Genomic DNA, 19,275 nt, shown 5'->3' on the forward strand with positions numbered 1-19,275 from the left:
ACCTCGTCGTGTTCCAGTCGGCCAAGGACGCCGGGAATCCGTTCAACCTCGTCACCCAGCTCCTGATCCAGAAGCGCAAGGCCGTGGTGCTGGAAACCGCGGGCGCGCTCAACGTGAGTGCGGGCGGTCAGATCTTCGTCACCACACCGTCCTCGGTGACGGTGGGCCTCGTCACCTCGACGACGGGCAAGGAAATCCGCCTGAAGGCTGATAGCGGCCTCGTCAACGGGCGCGGTGCGACCGACACGAATGTCCGCGGCGGCGATACGATCCTCGAAGGCGGCACCGGCGCCGTCGGCAGCGCCCAGAAGGCGATCGGCGTCGACCTGACGGGCACCCTCGCGGTCCGCAGCGCGGAGAACATCTACGTCACCGCCCGTGCGGGCGATCTGAAGCTGGAATCCGCCTTCTCGGAAAAGGATATCTTCTTCACCGCCGTCAGCGGCAGCATCCTCGACGGCGTCGGGAACAACAACACCAAGATCTCGGCACGCAACCTCACCCTCAAGGCGGCGGGCGCGATCGGCAAGGCCGGCCCGAACGCCGCGACCCCCGATGTCGGCGCCGACGCCATCGAGGTGAAGCTCACCGGAACCGTGCGGGCGAGCGCCACGGGAGCCATCGTTCTGACCGAGACGGCGACCGACCTGCGGGTGGTCGCGATCACCACGACCGGTGACGTGGTCCTGAGCGCGCAGGCCTCGATCCTCGACGGCGGCGACCTGACGAATCCGCGCGACATCGACTCGGCGCCCGATACTGCCGGCAGCGGCCGGGCCAATGTCACCGGCCGCTCGATCGTTCTGAGGGCGCTCGACGGCATCGGCGCGGGAAGCGACGCGCTCGAGTTCGACAGCAATGTCGGCGACACGACGACCGGCCGGGTCACGCTCTCGGCCGTGCGCGGCAATATCGACGTCGTCGAGACCACCGGCGACGTCTACCTCGCCAGCATCGCGGCGGCCGACAACCGCGTCGCCATCCTGACGGCCACGGCCGGCAGCATCCTGAACGCGTCGACCGACTACAACGACAGCAACGGCGGCAGCTCGAACCTCATCTCCGGCCAGGCCAAGCTGATCGCCTCGGGCAGCATCGGCACGGCGACGAAGCGCATCATCGCCAAGCTGAGGACCGCGACCGGCGACACCTATGGCGGCATCGAGGCCTCGGCCGGCGGCGACGTCTGGCTCTGGAACGTCGGCGGCCTGCGCGTGGGCGGCGTGACGGAGAAGGCCAAGACCGGAATCCAGGCCGGCGGCACGATCAACGTGCGCACGTCGAGCCCCATGACGATCACCACGGACGTGATCTCGAAGAAGTCCATCAACGTGTTCTCGGGCGAGGACACCAGCCGGGGCGACGACCTTCTGCTCGTGAAATCCGGCGTCACGATCTTCTCGACCGAAGGCTCTGTGACGCTCGCCGCCGGCGACAACCTCACCGTCGAGGCGGGGGCGGTCGTGAAGGCCAAGGGCGACATCGTCCTGAACGCCGACTTCAAGGTGGTGAAGGATCAGAACGGCAACGACACCGTCGTGCCGTCCAACGAGGCCGCCGCCGCCATCGATCTGCAGGGCATCTTCGTCGGCCGCACGATCACGATCCAGGGCAGCAGCCTGGGCGGCACCTACCGGCTCGACGGCAGCTTCCTGACCGGTGATCGCACCATCACGGTCAGCGGAAGCAACGCGAATAATCCCGACGAGGTGATCACGCTCGGCCGGATCTCGGAAGGCGGGCTCGTGCGCGGCGGCTCCATCAGCCTGATCGCGGGGAACGGCGACAACACGGTCACGCTCGCGAACACGACCACCGTGTCGACGGGCGCGATGAGCATCACCGGCGGCGCGGGCCAGGATGCCGTGTCGCTCGGTGGCGGCTACACACTCGACTCGCTGACGATCAATCTCGCGGGCGGCAGCAACAGCCTGACGTCGGCGGGCGCCTACACGATGGCCGGTGCGCTCGCGATCCGCACCGGCACGGGTCGCGACATCATCGACCTTCAGGGCAACTACACCGCCGGCTCGATGGAGATCGATGCGGGCGACGGCCAGAACGACCTGACCCTGACGGGCACCTACCGGATCACGAACGCCTTCGCGATCCGCGCCGGGTCGGGCAGCGATACCCTTTTGGATTCGCGCGTCGTCGGCGGCGCGACGAGCCGGGCCGACGTTGCGGCCGGCTCGCTCTCGATCAATCTGGGTGACGGCTCCAATACGCTGCGGCTCTCGGGCGGTTACGCGATCCCGGCCGGCGCGGTCACGATCACGACCGGCTCGGGCGACGACATCATCGACCTTCAGGGCAGCTACACCGCCGGCTCGATGGCGATCGATGCGGGCGACGGCCAGAACGACCTGACCCTGACCGGCGTCTACCGGGTCACGGACGCCTTCACGATCCGCGCCGGGTCGGGCAGCGATACTCTGCTGGATTCGCGCGTCGCCGGCGGGGCGACGAGCCGGGCCGACGTCGCGGCTGGCTCGCTCTCGATCAATCTGGGTGGCGGCAACAACACCCTGCGGCTCTCGGGCGGTTACGCGATCCCGGCCGGCGCGGTCACGATCACGACCGGCTCGGGCGACGACATCATCGATCTGCAGGGCAGCTACACAGCGAAGTCGCTGAGTGTCAGCGCCGGCGCGGGTACCAACGGACTGACCCTGACGGGCACCTACCGGGTCGTCGAAGACGTCACGATCACGACGGCGGGCGGCACCGACACGCTGTCGGATCTGCGCGTCGTGAACGGCACGGTCGAGAGGGCCGACCTCGAGGCGCGATCGCTCGCGATCCAGCTCGGCGACGGCGCCAACACGGCCACGCTCGTCGGCAAGTACGCGATCCGGGACGGCTTCTCCCTGACCGGCGGGACCGGCCGCGACATCCTGACCGACTACCGCGTCGCGGGTCTCGTGGTCACGAACGCCATCGCGCTCTCGGCGGGCTCGATCACGCTCGCGCTCGGGGGCGGCGACAACCAAGTCGAACTCGCCGGCAGCCACGAGGCGAGGACGGGTGACTTCACGCTGACCACGGCCGCCGGCGTCGATACCGTCGTCGATGCGGCCTTCGTCAACGGCGCCAGCGTCCAGAGCGCGACGATCAAGGGCGCCAATGTTGTCATTGATCTCGGCGCGGGCGACAACGCGCTGACGCTGCTCGGCACCACCGTCGCCACCTCGACGCTGGCGCTGACCAGCCTCGGCGGCAGCGACAAATTCGCTCTGCGCGGCCGCGTCCGCGCGGCGGCGACGACGATCCGGCTCGGCGCCGGCGACGACAGGCTCGACATCGCCGTCAGCGAGATCTCCGGCAACACCCGGGTCTTCGGTGAGGACGGCGCGGACGCGATCAACGTCGATCGCCTGCCCTCGCTCACCAGCAAGACCGGCCTGCGCACCGACACCCTCGACATCGACGGCGGGCAGGACACGGACACCATCCGCATTCAGGCGAACGGCGCGTCGTCCTACCGCATCAACGTCACGGATTCCGGCAATCCGGACCGCGGTGTCGACACCCTGACGATCCTCGGCACGGACGAGGCGGACCAGTTCCTGCTGCGCCGCAACTTCGTGGCGCTCGTCCATCCGAACGCCGACGGCACCTATCCGGCGGATGCGGTCGTCGAGCGGATCAACTACGACATGAGCGTCAATGGCCGCGTCATCGTCGAGGGCGGCAAGGGCAACGACCGCTTCGCGCTCGACGACAGCTCGGCGCTAATGACCATCGACGGCGGCGAGGGCAACGACTTCTTCCAGGTCGGCCAGGTCTTCGCGAGCCTGCGCGACACGGCCAACGGCCTGCTCGCCGAGGACGTCTTCGACACCACGCAGCTGTCGTTCGGCGGCTATCTCTCCCGTGGCATCTCGATCCCGGCCGTCATCTATGGCGGTACCGGCGACGACATGTTCCAGGTCTACTCGAACAAGGCGGATCTGCGCCTCGAAGGCGAGGACGGCGACGACACCTTCATCGTGCGCGCTTTCGCCCTCTCAGGGTCCAATCCGCAGGACAACAAGATCAAGCTCAATGCCGGCGCCGGCAACGACCGGATCGAGTACAACATCAACGCGCCGCTCGACATCGACGGCGGCACCGGCTTCAATAAGATCGTCGCCCTCGGCACCGAGTTCGCCGATACCTTCGTCGTGACCAGCGACGGCATCTTCGGTGCCGGCCTGTCTATCCGCTTCACCAACATCCAGGCGGTCGAGGTCGACGGCCTGGAGGGCGACGACACGTTCTACGTGCTCTCCACGCCGCCCGGCGTCGTCACCACCCTGATCGGCGGGTCGGGTAGCGACACCTTCAACGTGGCCGGCGACGTCAGCGGAGAGGTCGTGGCCCGCGATGCCAAGGGCAATTCGGCGGTCATCAACCACACGGCCGCGAGCACCGACAAGCGCTACGACGGCCTGTTCGTGCCGGGCATCAACGCTTCCGTCGCGACGGCCGATCGCGGCAGCGTCAGCGACCAGGGCGGTCTGACGCTTCGCGAGGATTCGGGAATCACGGCGCTGGGCGTCGAGGGCAGCAGCGTCGGCTCCTACAAGATCGCTCCGCCCGCCCCGACCCAGACCTCGCTCGGCAGTGCCGACTGGGCAGTCGTCACCGTCTCCGCGGCGCAGGCCTCCGCCCAGTTGCGGGCGCTGGCCGGCAATGCGGGCACGATCGAGGTCTCGATCGATGGGAACGCCTGGGCGGATGCCCTGACGCTCCGCTTCACCACGGTCCTCAGGAACGGTGTCTACGTCTGGACGCCCGAGCAGACGGTCTTCGTCCGCGCCAAGTCGGATACGGCCGCCGAGGGCGAGCAGAGCGTGGCCATCGGCCACTCGGTCGTCAGCTCCAACGCGGAGGTGAGCAGCACCTACCTGCGCACGACGCTGGTCAAGGTCATCGACAACGACAAGCCGGGCCTGATCATCGTCGAGAGCGGCGGCAGCACCTCGATCATCGAGATGACCCGCGGCCGGGCTGCCCAGGCGCAGAACCAGGACGGCTACACCGTCGTCCTCAACAATCCTCCGCTGCCGAACGAGACTGTCACCGTCACCCTGAGCGTGCCGCGGGATCGTCTCTCCCAGCTCGTCTTCACCGATGCCGACGGCAATGTCCTGCCGACCGACGCGGACGGCTTCGCCGTTCTCACCTTCAATGCCGGCAACTGGAACCGGCCGCAGACCGTGCGCGTCTCCTCGCCGGCCGACGACACGCCCGAGAACCGCTACGTCGCCGAGATCACCCACATCGTGAGGAGCACCGTCGCCGGCGCGAGCGGCGAGGGCTTCTTCAAGGCGGCGCTCGTCGGCGAGCCCGTGGTGCGCGTCCAAGTGACGGACGGCAACACGGCGGGCGTCGTGGTCACGCCGGCCGAGGGCGGTGTCGTCGTGACGCCGGGGCAGCCCTCCTACTACGACGTGGTCCTGACGACCGCGCCGCGCGGATCGGTGACGATTACCCTGGCAGGCGATGGCCTGACCATCACGGACAGCGCCGATCCGCGCTTCACGCGGGCGACCGCGACGAAGCCGGCCACGATCACCTTCGACGCCTCGAACTTCGATCAGGCCGTGCGGGTGAAGGTTCTGAGCAATCCCGACGCCACGAAGGTGACCTCGGACCTCAAGACCTTCTCGCGCCAGACGCACGAACTCAGCCGCATCGAGGGACCGCTGGTGCTGATCGGCGGCGCCGGTCCCGACAGCCGCTCGCTGACCCCGGCGATCGTCCTGCCCGGCGAGACCAACCGCCCGGTCACGCGCGACGTCACGGTCGATCCGACCCGGAGGGACTTCGACAAGGTCTCGCTCTTCAACGACTCCACCACGGCGGGCGTGGACGGCGTGGTGGACGCCGACCACATCTCCGGCTTCGGAATGTCGCGCAACGACGTCAACACGGCCTCGAGCGGCAGCTCGACCAACGTGACCTTCAAGGGCGGCGTCACCTACCGCGACATGTCCTCGGTCGAGCTGCTGCTCGGCTCGGGCGCCGACCGGGTGACGGTGAAGGGGACGGCGCTCGACACCCTGACGACGATCCATGGCGGCGGCGGCGCCGACACGATCACCGTCGAGGCGTCGCAGGGCACGCTCGCCCTGTTCGGCGACACCAGCGCCGACCGCAGCCGCTACAGCGCCTCGGACAGCGTCAGGACCGGCGGTGCCATCGCCTTCCGCGACGAGGGGACGGTCGATGTCGACGCCTCCATCGTCAGCCTCAACGACAGCATCGACGCATCCGGCGCGACCGGCCTCGTCATCATCGACGGTGGTGCGGGCAACGACTCCATCAAGGGCGGCAAGGGCCGCAACATCATTGCCGGCGGCACCGGCAACGACACGATCGAGGGCGGCGCCGGCGCCGACATCATCCTCGGCGATTCGAGCCTCAACCTCGACGACGTGAAGCGCATCGTCACCATCGCCGACCCGTTCATCGATCAGCCCCGGGCCGCCGGCACCGACACGATCGACGCCAAGGGCGGCGACAACGTCATCCTCGGCGATCACGGCCAGGTCTATCAGGACGGCTCGGCGACCGCCGGCATCGCGCTGACCGGCAACCACGTCGTCACCCGGGTGGTCTCGACCTATCCCGGCATCGGCGGCGGCGACGCGATTACCGCGGCCGCCGGCAACAACGTGATCATCGGCGGCTTCGGCGCCGACACGATCACGGTCGGCGCGGGCAACCACGTCATCCTCGGCGACAACGGCGAGGCGATCTTCGCGGGCGGCGTGCTGTCGAGCCTGCGCAGCCTCGACGGCGCGATCGGCGGTGACGACACGATCACGGCGGCCGACGGCGACACCACGATCATCGGCGGTGCGGGCAAGGACGGCATCACCGTCGGCGCCGGCACGCACGTGATCCTGGGCGATACCGGCGAGGCCCGCTTCGCGGCGGGGACCCGCGTCATCGGCGGCGTGACCGTTCCGGTCCCGGTCCTTGTCTCGATCAAGACCGCGGACGACGAGGCGGCGATCGGCGGCGCCGACAGCATCGTCACCGGGGACGGGAACGTCACCGTCATCGGCGGTGCGGGTGCCGACCGGATCACCCTGGGCAAGGGCATGCAGGTCGTGCTCGGCGACAGCGGCGCGGCCACGTTCGCGAACGGCAGGATCCAGGACATCACCGCGACGGCGACCGAGATCGGCGGCAACGACACGATCAAGGCGGCTGACGGCGACACGACCATCCTCGGCGGGGCCGGTGCGGACGGGATCGAGGTCGGCGCGGGCAACCATGTGATCCTCGGCGACAGCGGCAAGGCGGTCTTCACCGCCGGCAAGCTCGTCTCGGTCGAGAGCATCGATCCGGGTGTCGGCGGCGGCGACGTCATCGTGGCCAAGGACGGCAGCGCGACCGTCATCGGCGGCGCGGGCGCCGACCGGATCACGCTGGGCAAGGGCCGCCAAGTCGTGCTCGGCGACAGCGGTGCGGCCACCTTCACCGACGGCCTCATCGAGACCGTGACCTCGCTCGCGACCGAGATCGGCGGCAACGACACGATCGAGGCGACCGAGGGCGACACCACCATCCTCGGCGGCGCGGGCGCGGACACGATCAAGGTCGGCGCGGGCAACCACGTCATCCTGGGCGACAGCGGCAAGGCGGTGTTCCGCAACGGCCGGGCCCAGCGCATCGAGTCGATCACGCCGGAGATCGGCGGCGCCGACATCATCACGGCCGAGGACGGCGCCTCCCGGATCATCGGCGGCGCGGGCGCGGACACCATCACCACCGGTACCGGCGATCACGTCATCCTCGGTGACAGCGGCGAGGCCGATTTCACCGTCACGGTCACGGGAGCGGTCACGACCAGCGTGCTGGCGCGGATCGCCACCACGGCACCCGCGATCGGCGGCGGTGACACGATCACCTTCGGCGCGGGCAACAACGTCGTCCTCGGCGGCGCCGGCGGCGACACCATCAAGGGCGGTGATCGGGGTGCGGTCATCCTGGGTGACAACGGCATCGTCACCTTCGATGCCAACGGCCTGATCCGCCGCGCGCTCTCCCTCGACACCGCGATCGGCGGCGACGACAGCATCACGGTCGGAAACGGCAACAACGTCGTGCTCGGCGGAACGGGTCGCGACGCGATCACCATCGGCGACGGCAACAACGTCGTGCTCGGCGACAGTGGCCAAGCCGATTTCGAGGCCGGCATTCTCGTCGAGATCGCGAGCATCAGCCCGGCGGTCGGCGACAAGGATACGATCGCTGTCGGCAGCGGCCGCAACACCGTCATCGGCGGTGCCGGCGGCGACAGCATCACGGCCGGCCTGCGGAACGGCGCGACGATCGGCACCGGCACCAACGTCATCCTCGGCGATGCCGGCCATGTCCGGCTTACCGCCGCGGGCCTGCCGATCCTGGCCGAGACGACCTACGACAACGTGGGCGGCGACGACACGATCACCGTCGGCGACGGCGTGGCCGTGATCCTCGGCGGCTCGGGCGGCGACATCATCGCCGCCGGAAACGGCCGCAGCACGGTGCTGGGCGACAACGGACAGGCGACTTTCGACGCGCAGGGCCGCGTGCTCCAGGTGGCCACCACCGCCGCCACGGCGGGCGCTGGCGACGAGATCACCCTCGGCGATGGCGGCAGCGTCGTCATCGGCGGTGTCGGCGCGGACAAGATCCGGACCGGTTCCGGCGCGGACGTGATCCTGGGCGACAACGGCAGCGCCGTGTTCGCGGACGGGGTCCTGGTCTCGATCGAGACCATGGAATCCACCTTCGGCGGCGGCGATGTCATCGTTGCGGGCGAGGGCGACAACGTGGTGTTCGGCGGCGTCGGCGCCGACGACGTCACCACGGGCGCCGGTCTCGACATCATCCTCGGCGATGACGGCGCGGCGACCTTCGCCCAGGGCAAGCTGGTGCGCGTCTCGACCAAGAACGAGAGCGTGGCGGGCGACGACACGATCCGCGCGGGAGACGGCGACAACGTCGTGCTCGGTGGCTCGGGCAGCGACACCATCACCACGGGTGCGGGCGCCGATCTCGTGTTCGGCGACAACGGGGCCGTCGACTTCGTGGACGGCATCCGTCGCGACGCGCTCAGCGAGCGCGCCGGTGGCGGCGGCCGCGACACGATCGTCACGGGGGCGGGAGCCGACCTCGTCATCGGCGGCCTGGGCAGCGACACCATCGATGCCGGCAAGGACGACACCGACGCCGACATCGTCTTCGGCGACAACGGCCACATCACCTTCGATGCCCTCGGTCGCGTCTCGCTCGCCGAGACCCTCGACCCGACCCTCGGCGGCGACGACGAGATCCTGGCGGGCGCGGGTGCCAACCTGATCCTCGGTGGCGCAGGCTCGGACACGATCACCACGGGAGCCGGCGCGGACATCGTGCTGGGTGACAACGGCAGCGTGGCCTTCGCGGGCGGAATCCGTCTGGAGGCCAGGAGCGACCTCTCGGGCGGGGCGAGCGACACGATCCGGACGGGCGCCGGCGCGGACCTCGTGATCGGCGGTCTCGGCGGCGACGTGATCGATGCCGGCAAGGACGATGCCGCCGACGACATCGTCTTCGGCGACAACGGCCACGTCACCTTCGACGAACTCGGCCGCGTCACCCGCGCAGAGTCGACCGATCCGACCAGCGGCGGCGACGACAGCATCGATGTCGGCTCCGGCAACAATATCGTCATCGGCGGCGCGGGCTCCGACATCATCACCACGGGAGCCGGTGCCGACGTCGTCCTGGGCGACAACGGCTTCGTGACCTTGGCAGGCGGAATCCGCCTCGAGGTGACGAGCGGCCGTGAAGGCGGAGCGGCCGATACCATCATCACCGGAGCCGGTGCGGACATCGTCCTCGGCGGCCTGGGGGCCGACACAATCGACGCCGGAAAGAGCGATGCGGATGCCGACATCGTGTTCGGCGACAACGGCCACGTCACCTTCGATGGTCAGGGTCGGGTCAAGCTCGCCGAGAGCTTGGATCTCGGCCTCGGCGACGACGACACCATCGAGGTTGGCGGAGGCGATAACATCGTCCTCGGCGGCACCGGAGCCGACAGGATCACGGCGCTCGGCGGCAACGATGTGGTGCTGGGCGACGACGGACGCGCCACCTTCGAGACCAGCGGGCGCGTCAAGCGGGCCGAGAGCTTCGACCTCGGATTCGGCGGCAACGACACGATCGATGTCGGGGCCGGCGACAACGTGGTCATCGCCGGAGCCGGCAGCGACGTGGTGACCGCGCTCGGCGGCAGCGACGCGGTGATCGGCGATGGCGGCTACGCCGAGTTCGAGGCCGGCCTGCGCGTGGTCCTCGTCTCCGCCGACGCGAGCGGCGCCGGCAACGACCGGATCGACGTGGGCAACGGCGACAACGTCGTGCTCGGCGGCTCGGGCAGCGACACCATTACGACCGGCACCGGCGCCGACGTGGTGCTGGGCGACAACGGCACGATGCGCTTCGCGGGCGGAATCCGCCTGGAGATCGTGAGCGACCGGATCGGCGGTGCGGCCGACGCGATCGTCACGGGAGCGGGTGCGGATCTCGTGCTCGGGGGCCTCGGCGGCGACGTGATCGATGCCGGTCAGGCCGACGTCGACGCGGATATCGTGTTCGGTGACAACGGCCATGTGACCTTCGACACCACCGGCGGCGTGGTCCGCGCCGAGAGCTTCGATTCCGGCTTCGGCGGCAACGACGAGATCAAGGTCGGCGGCGGCGACAACCTCGTCATCGGCGGCACGGGCGCCGACACTGTCACGGCGCTGGGCGGTGGCGACATCATCATCGGCGACAACGGCTACGCGGTGTTCGAGGCCGGCGTGCGGATCGAGTTCGCCTCCACCGATACCGGCGACGGCGGCAACGACCGGATCGAGGCCGGCGACGGCGACAACGTCGTGATCGGCGGCTCGGGCAGCGACACCGTCACGACCGGCGCGGGCGGCGACATCGTGCTTGGCGACAACGGCCTCGTGGCCTTCGAGCTCGGCATCCGTGCGCGTGTGGTCAGCGACCGCAACGGCGGCGCACGCGACACCATCGCGACGGGTTCGGGTGCCGACGTGGTGCTCGGCGGCCTGGGCGGCGACACGATCGATGCCGGCCAAGCCGACGCGGATGCCGATGTGGTCTTCGGTGACGACGGCCAGATCACCTTCGACGCGCAGGGCCGCGTGAAGCGGGCAGAAACCCTCGATGCCGGCTTCGGGGACGATGACGAGATCAGGGTCGGCGGCGGCGACAACCTCGTCTTCGGCGGCGTCGGCAGCGATACCATCACGGCGCTAGGTGGCAGCGACGTGATCCTGGGCGACCATGGCACCGCGGTGTTCGAGGCTGGCATGCGGGTCGAGTTCGCCTCGACCGACACCACCGATGCCGGCAACGACCGGATCGAGGCCGGCGACGGCGACAACATCGTGCTCGGCGGTTCGGGCAGCGACACGGTCGTCACGGGAGACGGCGGCGACATCGTCCTCGGCGATAACGGCCTCGTGCGGTTCGAGCTCGGTCTCCGCGCCATCGTCCAGAGCAGCCGTGACGGCGGGGCGCGCGACGTTCTCAAGACGGGTGCGGGGGCCGACGTCGTCCTCGGCGGTCTGGGCGCCGACACCATCGATGCCGGCCGGGACGATGCCGATGCCGACATCGTGCTGGGCGACGACGGTCGCCTCACCTTCGATGCTCAAGGCCGCCTGAAGCGCGCCGAGAGCCTCGATCCGGCTTTCGGCGGCGACGACGTCATCGAGGCCGGCGGCGGCGATAACGTCGTCATCGGCGGCACCGGCACCGACACGATCACTACGCTCGGCGGCAACGACGTGATCCTCGGCGACAACGGCACCGCGCTGTTCGAGGCCGGCATGCGCGTCGAGTTCGCCTCGACCGATCCGGATGACGGCGCCCGCGACGTGATCAGGGCCGGCGACGGCGACAACGTGGTCATCGGCTCCGTCGGCTCAGACGACATCACCACGGGTTCAGGCGCCGATATCGTGCTCGGCGATATGGGGGTCGTGGCCTTCGAGAACGGCCTCGTCCGTGAGGTCTACACCACCGACGAACGCCGCGGCGCGGGCGACATCATCCGGGGCGGCGACGGTGACAACATCGTCCTCGGCGGCGCGGGCCGCGACGAGATCATCACCGGCAAGGGCGCGGATCTCATTCTGGGCGATTTCGGCGAGGCGAGCTTCACCGGCGGGCGCCTGGTGCGCGTGGCCACGCTCAACCCGAACCGTGGCGACGACGACTCGATCGACGCGGGCAACGGCGACAACGTCATCCTCGGCGGCTTCGGCAGCGACACCATCTCCGCCGGCTCCGGCTCGGATGTCGTGCTCGGCGACAACGGACTCGCCACCTTCCTCACTGACGGCAAGCGGATCCTCGTCCGCACGACCGATGTGGAGGCCGGCGCGGCCGACACGATCAAGGTGGGCGACGGCGACAACCTCGTCCTCGGCGGCACGGATGCCGACCTGATCACCACCGGCAAGGGCGCCGACGTGATCCTCGGCGACTTCGGTGCGGTGACCTACGATGCGGCCGGTCTGCTCAAGCAGATCCTGTCCACTGACACGGGTTTGGGCGGCGACGACACGATCACGGCCGGTGACGGAAGCGACACCATCCTTGGCGGCTTCGGCTCTGACGCCATCACCGCCGGTGACGGTGCCAAGACCGTGCTCGGCGACAGCAGCGGGCTCGACTACGCCGCCGGTGTCCTGACCCTGGTCCAGAGCCTGACCCCAGCCGTCGGCGCGGCCGACACCATCCGCCTCGGCAACGGCCGCAAGCTCGTGCTCGGCGGTGCCGGCAGCGACACGGTCGAGGGCCAGTCGGGCGACGCCATCGTCCTCGGCGATGCCGGCCTCGTGCGGCTCGTCAACGGCAGCCCGGTTCGGGCCGAGAGCACGGATGTGAACGTCTCGGGCGACGACAGCGTCACCCTCGGCGCCGGCAACGGCGTGGTGCTTGGCGGCTCGGGCGCGGATCGCCTGACGCTGGGCGCGGGTCGCTCGGTGGTGCTGGGCGACAATGGCAGCGTCGATCTCGACGCGCAGGCGCGGCCGGTCGAGATCGCCTCGACCGCGCCGGAGGTCGGCGGCCGCGACGTGATCGTGGTCGGCGATGGCGGCTCGGTGGTGCTCGGCGGCTTCGGTGCCGACAGCATCACCACGGGCGCGGACTCGGACGTGATCCTCGGCGACAACGGCGCGGTGACGCTCTCGGCCTTCGTCCCGGTCTTCGTGCGCACCACGAGTGCCGCGGTCGGTGACGCCGACGAGATCCGTGCGGGCGAGGGCGACAACACCGTGCTCGGCGGTGCGGGCGGTGACACGATCGTCACCGGCTCGGGCCGTGACACGGTGTTCGGCGATGCCGGTCAGATCCGCTTCGACGCGAAGGGTCTGGTCGAGCGGGCCGAGAGCCTGGATACGGGGATCGGCGGCGACGACACCATCGAGGCGGGCGCGGGCGACAATCTCGTCGTCGCGGGCGTGGGCGCCGACAAGGTGACGACGCTCGCCGGCGCCGACATCGTGCTGGGCGACAATGGTGCGGTGGTGTTTGCCGGCGGCGTGCGGGTGAGCGTGGCCACCACGGCTCCGACCGACGGCGGCAAGGACGCGCTCCTCCTCGGCGACGGCGACAACCTCGTCCTCGGCGGTACGGATGCCGACTTGATCACCACCGGCAAGGGCGCCGACGTGATCCTCGGCGACTTCGGCAGCGTCAGCTATGACGCGGCCGGTCTGCTCAAGCAGATCCTGTCCACCGACACGGGTCTGGGCGGCGACGACACGATCACGGCCGGTGACGGAAGCGACACCATCCTTAGCGGCTTCGGCTCTGACGCCATCACCGCCGGTGACGGTGCCAAGACCGTGCTCGGCGATAGCGGCGGGCTCGACTACGCCGCCGGTGTCCTGACTCTGGTGCAGAGCCTGACCCCGGCCATCGGCGCGGCCGACACCATCCGCCTCGGCAACGGCCGCAAGCTCGTGCTCGGCGGTGCCGGCGGTGACACGGTCGAGGGCCAGTCGGGCGACGCCATCGTCCTCGGCGATGCCGGCCTCGTGCGGCTCGTCAACGGCAGCCCGGTTCGGGCCGAGAGCACGGATGTGAACGTCTCGGGCGACGACAGCGTCACCCTCGGCACCGGCAACGGCGTGGTGCTTGGCGGCTCGGGCGCGGATCGCCTGACGCTGGGCGCGGGTCGCTCGGTGGTGCTGGGCGACAATGGCAGCGTCGATCTCGACGCGCAGGCGCGGCCGGTCGAGATCGCCTCGACCGCGCCGGAGGTCGGCGGCCGCGACGTGATCGTGGTCGGCGACGGCGGCTCGGTGGTGCTCGGCGGCTTCGGTGCCGACAGCATCACCACGGGCGCGGGCTCGGACGTGATCCTCGGCGACAACGGCGCGGTGACGCTCTCGGCCTTCGTCCCGGTCTTCGTGCGCACCACGAGTGCCGCGGCCGGTGACGCCGACGAGATCCGTGCGGGCGAGGGTGACAACACCGTGCTCGGCGGTGCGGGCGGCGACACGATCGTCACCGGCTCGGGCCGCGACACGGTGTTCGGCGATGCTGGTCAGATCCGCTTCGATGCGAAGGGTCTGGTCGAGCGGGCCGAGAGCCTGGACACGGGGATCGGCGGCGACGACGCCATCGAGGCGGGCGCGGGCGACAACCTCGTCGTCGCGGGCGTGGGCGCCGACAAGGTGACGACGCTCACCGGGGCCGACATCGTGCTCGGCGACAATGGTGCGGTGGTGTTTGCCGGCGGCGTGCGGGTGAGCGTGGCCACCACGGCTCCGACCGACGGCGGCAAGGATACGCTGACGCTGGGAGACGGCGACAACCTCGTCCTCGGCGGCACGGATGCCGACACGATCGTCACCGGCAAGGGCGCCGACGTGATCCTCGGCGACTTCGGCAGCGTCAGCTATGACGCGGCCGGTCTGCTCAAGCAGATCCTGTCCACCGACACCGGACTCGGCGGTGACGACACCGTCGTGGCCGGAGATGGCGACAACCTCGTCATCGGCGGCTTCGGTTCGGACAGCATCACTGCGGCCACCGGCGCGGACGTGCTTCTCGGCGATAGCGGCGAGGTGCTCTATGCCGGCGCTCGTCTGGTCCAGGCGCGCAGCCTGGATGCCGGGACCGGCGGTCGCGACACGGTCAAGGCCGGCGAGGGCACCAACATCGTTATCGGCGGCATGGATGCCGACCTGATCGAGACCGGCTCCGGCCGCGACGTGATCCTCGGCGACAGCGGCCTGGTGCGTCGCGACGCCGACGGCCTCGCTCAGGTGGTCTCGACCGATACCGCCCTGGGCGGCGACGACACGATCCGGGCGGGCGAGGGCGACAATCTCGTCCTCGGCGGCGCCGGTGCTGATACGATCGACACCGGGGCCGGCGCGGATATCGTGCTGGGCGACAGCGGCGAGGCCCTGTTCAAGCTCGGTGTCATCGCCTCGGTGACGACGCTCGATGCGGTCAACGGCGCGGGCGACACGATCCGCGCGGGTGACGGTGACAACCTCGTTTTCGGCGGTCTCGGCGGCGATGCCGTCACCACCGGCACGGGAGGCGACGCCATCGTCGGCGACCAGGGCCGGGCCACCTTCTCCGGCGGCGTCCTGGTCGTGCTCGAGACGGTCGATCCGGCGGCGGGCGGTGACGACCAGATCGTGGCGGGCGAGGGCGACAACCTCGTCCTCGGCGGCGTCGGCGCCGACCGCATCGTCACCGGTGCGGGCGCCGACATGATCCTCGGCGACAACGGCCGGGCGGACCTTGTCCTGAAGGCCGGCCGCGCGGTGGTCCGGCGGCTGGCTTCCACCGATCCGCTCGCGGGGGGCGACGACCGCATCGAGGCCGGCGAGGGGAACGACTACGCGGCCGGCGGCACGGGTGCGGACGTGATCCTCGGCGGCGGCGGCCACGACGTGCTGTTCGGCGACCACATGCTGTACGACTTGGCCCTGCCGGTGAACCAGCGCGCGGTCTCGATCTTCACGGCGGCGGCCGATGGCGGCGGCAACGACACCATCGAGGGCGGTGCGGGTGACGACTTCCTCTACGGCCAGCAGGGCGACGACATGCTCTTTGGCGGCGAGGGCGACGACGACATCACCGGCGGCCACAACGTGCTCGGCGGGGCCGACGGCAACGACGGCCTCTTCGGCGGGAACGGCGCGGATGTGATCCTCGGCGATAACGGCGTCATCACCCGCAACGTGCTCGTGGACGACGTCAAGTCGGTCACGTGGCAGCGCAATCCCGGTCCCTTCGCCGATACGGTGAGCCGCGACGTGCTGCGCTTTGACCTCATCGACTTCGTCGGCGGGGACGACGCGATTGCCGGCGGGGCCGGCGATGACCGGATCTTCGGTCAGATGGGCGACGACCTCATCTACGGTGAGGAAGGATCCGACGAGATCGTCGGCGGCCTTGGCCGTGACAGGATCGACGGCGGCACGGATGCCGACTACCTCCTCGGCGACGAGGGCCGGATCGTCCGCGCCTACACCAAGGACGGTGCGGCGGTCCTCAACAGCGACGGCACCTGGCACCGCGACGTGGTGCTGGAGGAGATCGGCACCGTCACGGCCGCCATCGCCACCGACTCGCAATCGGCTGCCGCACGAACCGCCGATCTCGCCGAGAAGCTGGCCCAGGCCGACCTCGTCCTCGCGGTCGGTGCCCGCGACGGCTCTGGCACGCGCCTGACCACGGGCACGGGGGGAGCTTGGTCGAGCGCGGCGCTCACCGTCTCCCTGGCCCGGGCCGACGATGACATCATCGCCGGTGGCGAGGGCAACGACGTGCTGTTCGGCCAGCGCGGCAACGACATCCTGATGGGTGTCGGCGGCGACGACCTGATCTACGGCGACCGCGCCTCGAACCTGTCGGAGACCCCCTCCGACCGGCCGACCATCGTCAACGCTGTCCGGCTGATCGGTGCCGCGGCGGAAGCCGGCCTCGTGCTGCCGCTCGGCGGCGAGGTGGTGGTGCCGGCCCTCAACCTCGTGCCCGGCGCGTTCGGCGCCGGCGCTCCGCGCATCGAGGTCTATCCGTCGATGGCAGGCGTGGTCTCCGACATTGCCGGGTCCGATCCGATCCGGCGCGGGGACGGCGCCACGCTGACCGTCTACGCCTCGCTGGTTCCGAGTCTCTACGGCACCAACAACGTGCTGGCGGGCAACGACATCATCGAGGGCGGCGCGGGCAACGATACGATCTACGGCGACAGCAGCGAGACCTACACGCTCGACGTGACGGCCTACGCCGCGCTCAACGGTCAGATCGACAAAGTCTCCGCCTCGGCCTCCGACCTGCTCGGCGTGTTCGCCACGCTCAGCCGCGGCGTCGACCTGCTCCAGGGCGGCCCGAGCCGGACGATCACCTACGGCAACGACACCATCACCGGGGGGGAGGGCGACGACTTCATCGTCGGCGATGCCGCCCGCACCGTCGTGCAGGGGGCGGGCCCGCTGCGCAGCCTGTCCGTCGAGGCGGCCCTGACGCTCAGCGATGCCCTCTCCGACATGCGCTCGGTCATCACCGACCTCGCCATGACGGGCCGGGTCGCCCAGGCGGCGGTGACGGTGAAGCTGGAGGCGGTGGCGCAACGCCCGCTGAACGAGATCCTCGCCTTCGGCCTGCCGGAGGGCATGGGGACGAACCACGTGGTGTCGATCGGCAACGACGTCATCGACGGTGGCGCGGGCGACGACCTCGTGGTCGGCGACACCCTCGTCATGTTCCAGCCCGGCGTGGCGCGCGGCCTCGCGGTCCAGGATCCCGCGACGGCGTCCGAGGCGGCCAAGGTGGAGGCGGCCGTGTTCGCCCGTGCCGCGGAACGGTTCTCCGCGATGCAGCAGCATCTCGCGGTGGACTACCCGGTCGATCTGAAGTCGGTGGCCCTCCACTGGATCGCCTCCATCGCCTCCCGCGGCGACAGCTTCCTGAGCGGGAACGACCGGATCGACGGAGGCGACGGCAACGATCTCCTGATCGGCGATACTGGCTTCATCCAGCTGCCGGCCGCCAATGCGGCGCAGGGCCGGGGCACCACGGCCGCGACCCTCGCCGAGGATCGTGCCCAGGTCGAAGCCCGCGTCCTCGGTGTCGGCGCCGCTGGCCTCGATGCGGATCTCGATGCCTGGAACCGCTCGGCCTGGAACGCCCTGGCCGGCAGCGTCGCCAGCTGGCGCAACCCGCTCTACAGCGGTCTCGCGTGGCGGAGCCCGTTCGGCTTCGCCAGCCAGCAGAGCCTCACGGCGGCCTATCGTGGCTGGATCGGTACGCCGAGGGACACCCGGTTCGACCTGCAGAGCGTGCTGTTCGACCTCCGCTTCATCCTGGGCGTGCCGGATCTCGCGCAGCCGGCCTCCGGCGTCTATGCCGGCGCGATCAAGGCGGGTGAGGACATCATCTCGGGCGGGGCGGGCAACAACCGGATCTTCGGCGCAAAGGCGACGCTCGTGCCGACGCTCGATGCCGATGGCCGGATGCTCGGTCCGAACGCCTTCACGGTGCTCCTGCCGACCAATCTCGGCATGGTCCAGGGCAGCTTCACTCCGATGCTGTTCCCCAACAGCATCGGTGTGATCAACACGGCCGGCGTCGGAACGCAGTTCCTCAACTTCCACTACGGCGTCGCAGTGGCCGGGAAGTGGGGGGCTTCGTCCCTGGCGAACTACGCGCAGACCTACGGCGCGTCCGCCTGGAACCCGTTCGGGCTCGCTGCCGCGCCTCAATACGGGGTGCCGCAAGGTTCCCAGACCGGAATGGATCAGGTCAGCGAAGGCGACAGCGGCATCAAGGTCATCGGCTTCTACAAGAAGCGGGCGATCTGGTCGTTCGATGCCGGCCTGTCCCTGCCGTCCTTCTCCGCGACCGCCGCCAACACCCTGACGCCAACCGCGGTTGCCGGCCGTCCGGCCACGATCGAGGCCGTCGCCCATAAGCCGCTCCTGGCCAACGAGGTCATCCGTTCCATCGAGGGCGGCGACATCGTCCTGCGTCCCTCCAGCCGGCCGGCCTCCAACCCGTCGAAGTACGACACGTGGTTCTTCGACGAGGCCAAGGGCAGCTTGGTGGAGCAGGCGAAGAACGAGGACGACATCCTCTTCCTCGCCAAGCGCTTCGGTGACCCGACGCTGCCGGTGAAGTGATCGCCGCCCGCGGTCGGGCTGAAAGACGACACGGAAACCGCCGCCCGGCTCGCCTCGGGCGGCG

At 69.9% G+C, this 19,275-nt stretch carries 1 pseudogene; it reads left to right on the forward strand.

Annotated elements, in window-relative coordinates:
* Nucleotides 1–8: 8 nt before the first annotated feature.
* Nucleotides 9–19,211, forward strand: a pseudogene (locus MPPM_RS12480) (LEPR-XLL domain-containing protein); the annotation flags it as partial.
* Nucleotides 19,212–19,275: the final 64 nt, after the last annotated feature.

Origin of the sequence: Methylorubrum populi, from assembly GCF_002355515.1 — a bacterium.
Lineage (GTDB): Bacteria > Pseudomonadota > Alphaproteobacteria > Rhizobiales > Beijerinckiaceae > Methylobacterium > Methylobacterium populi_A.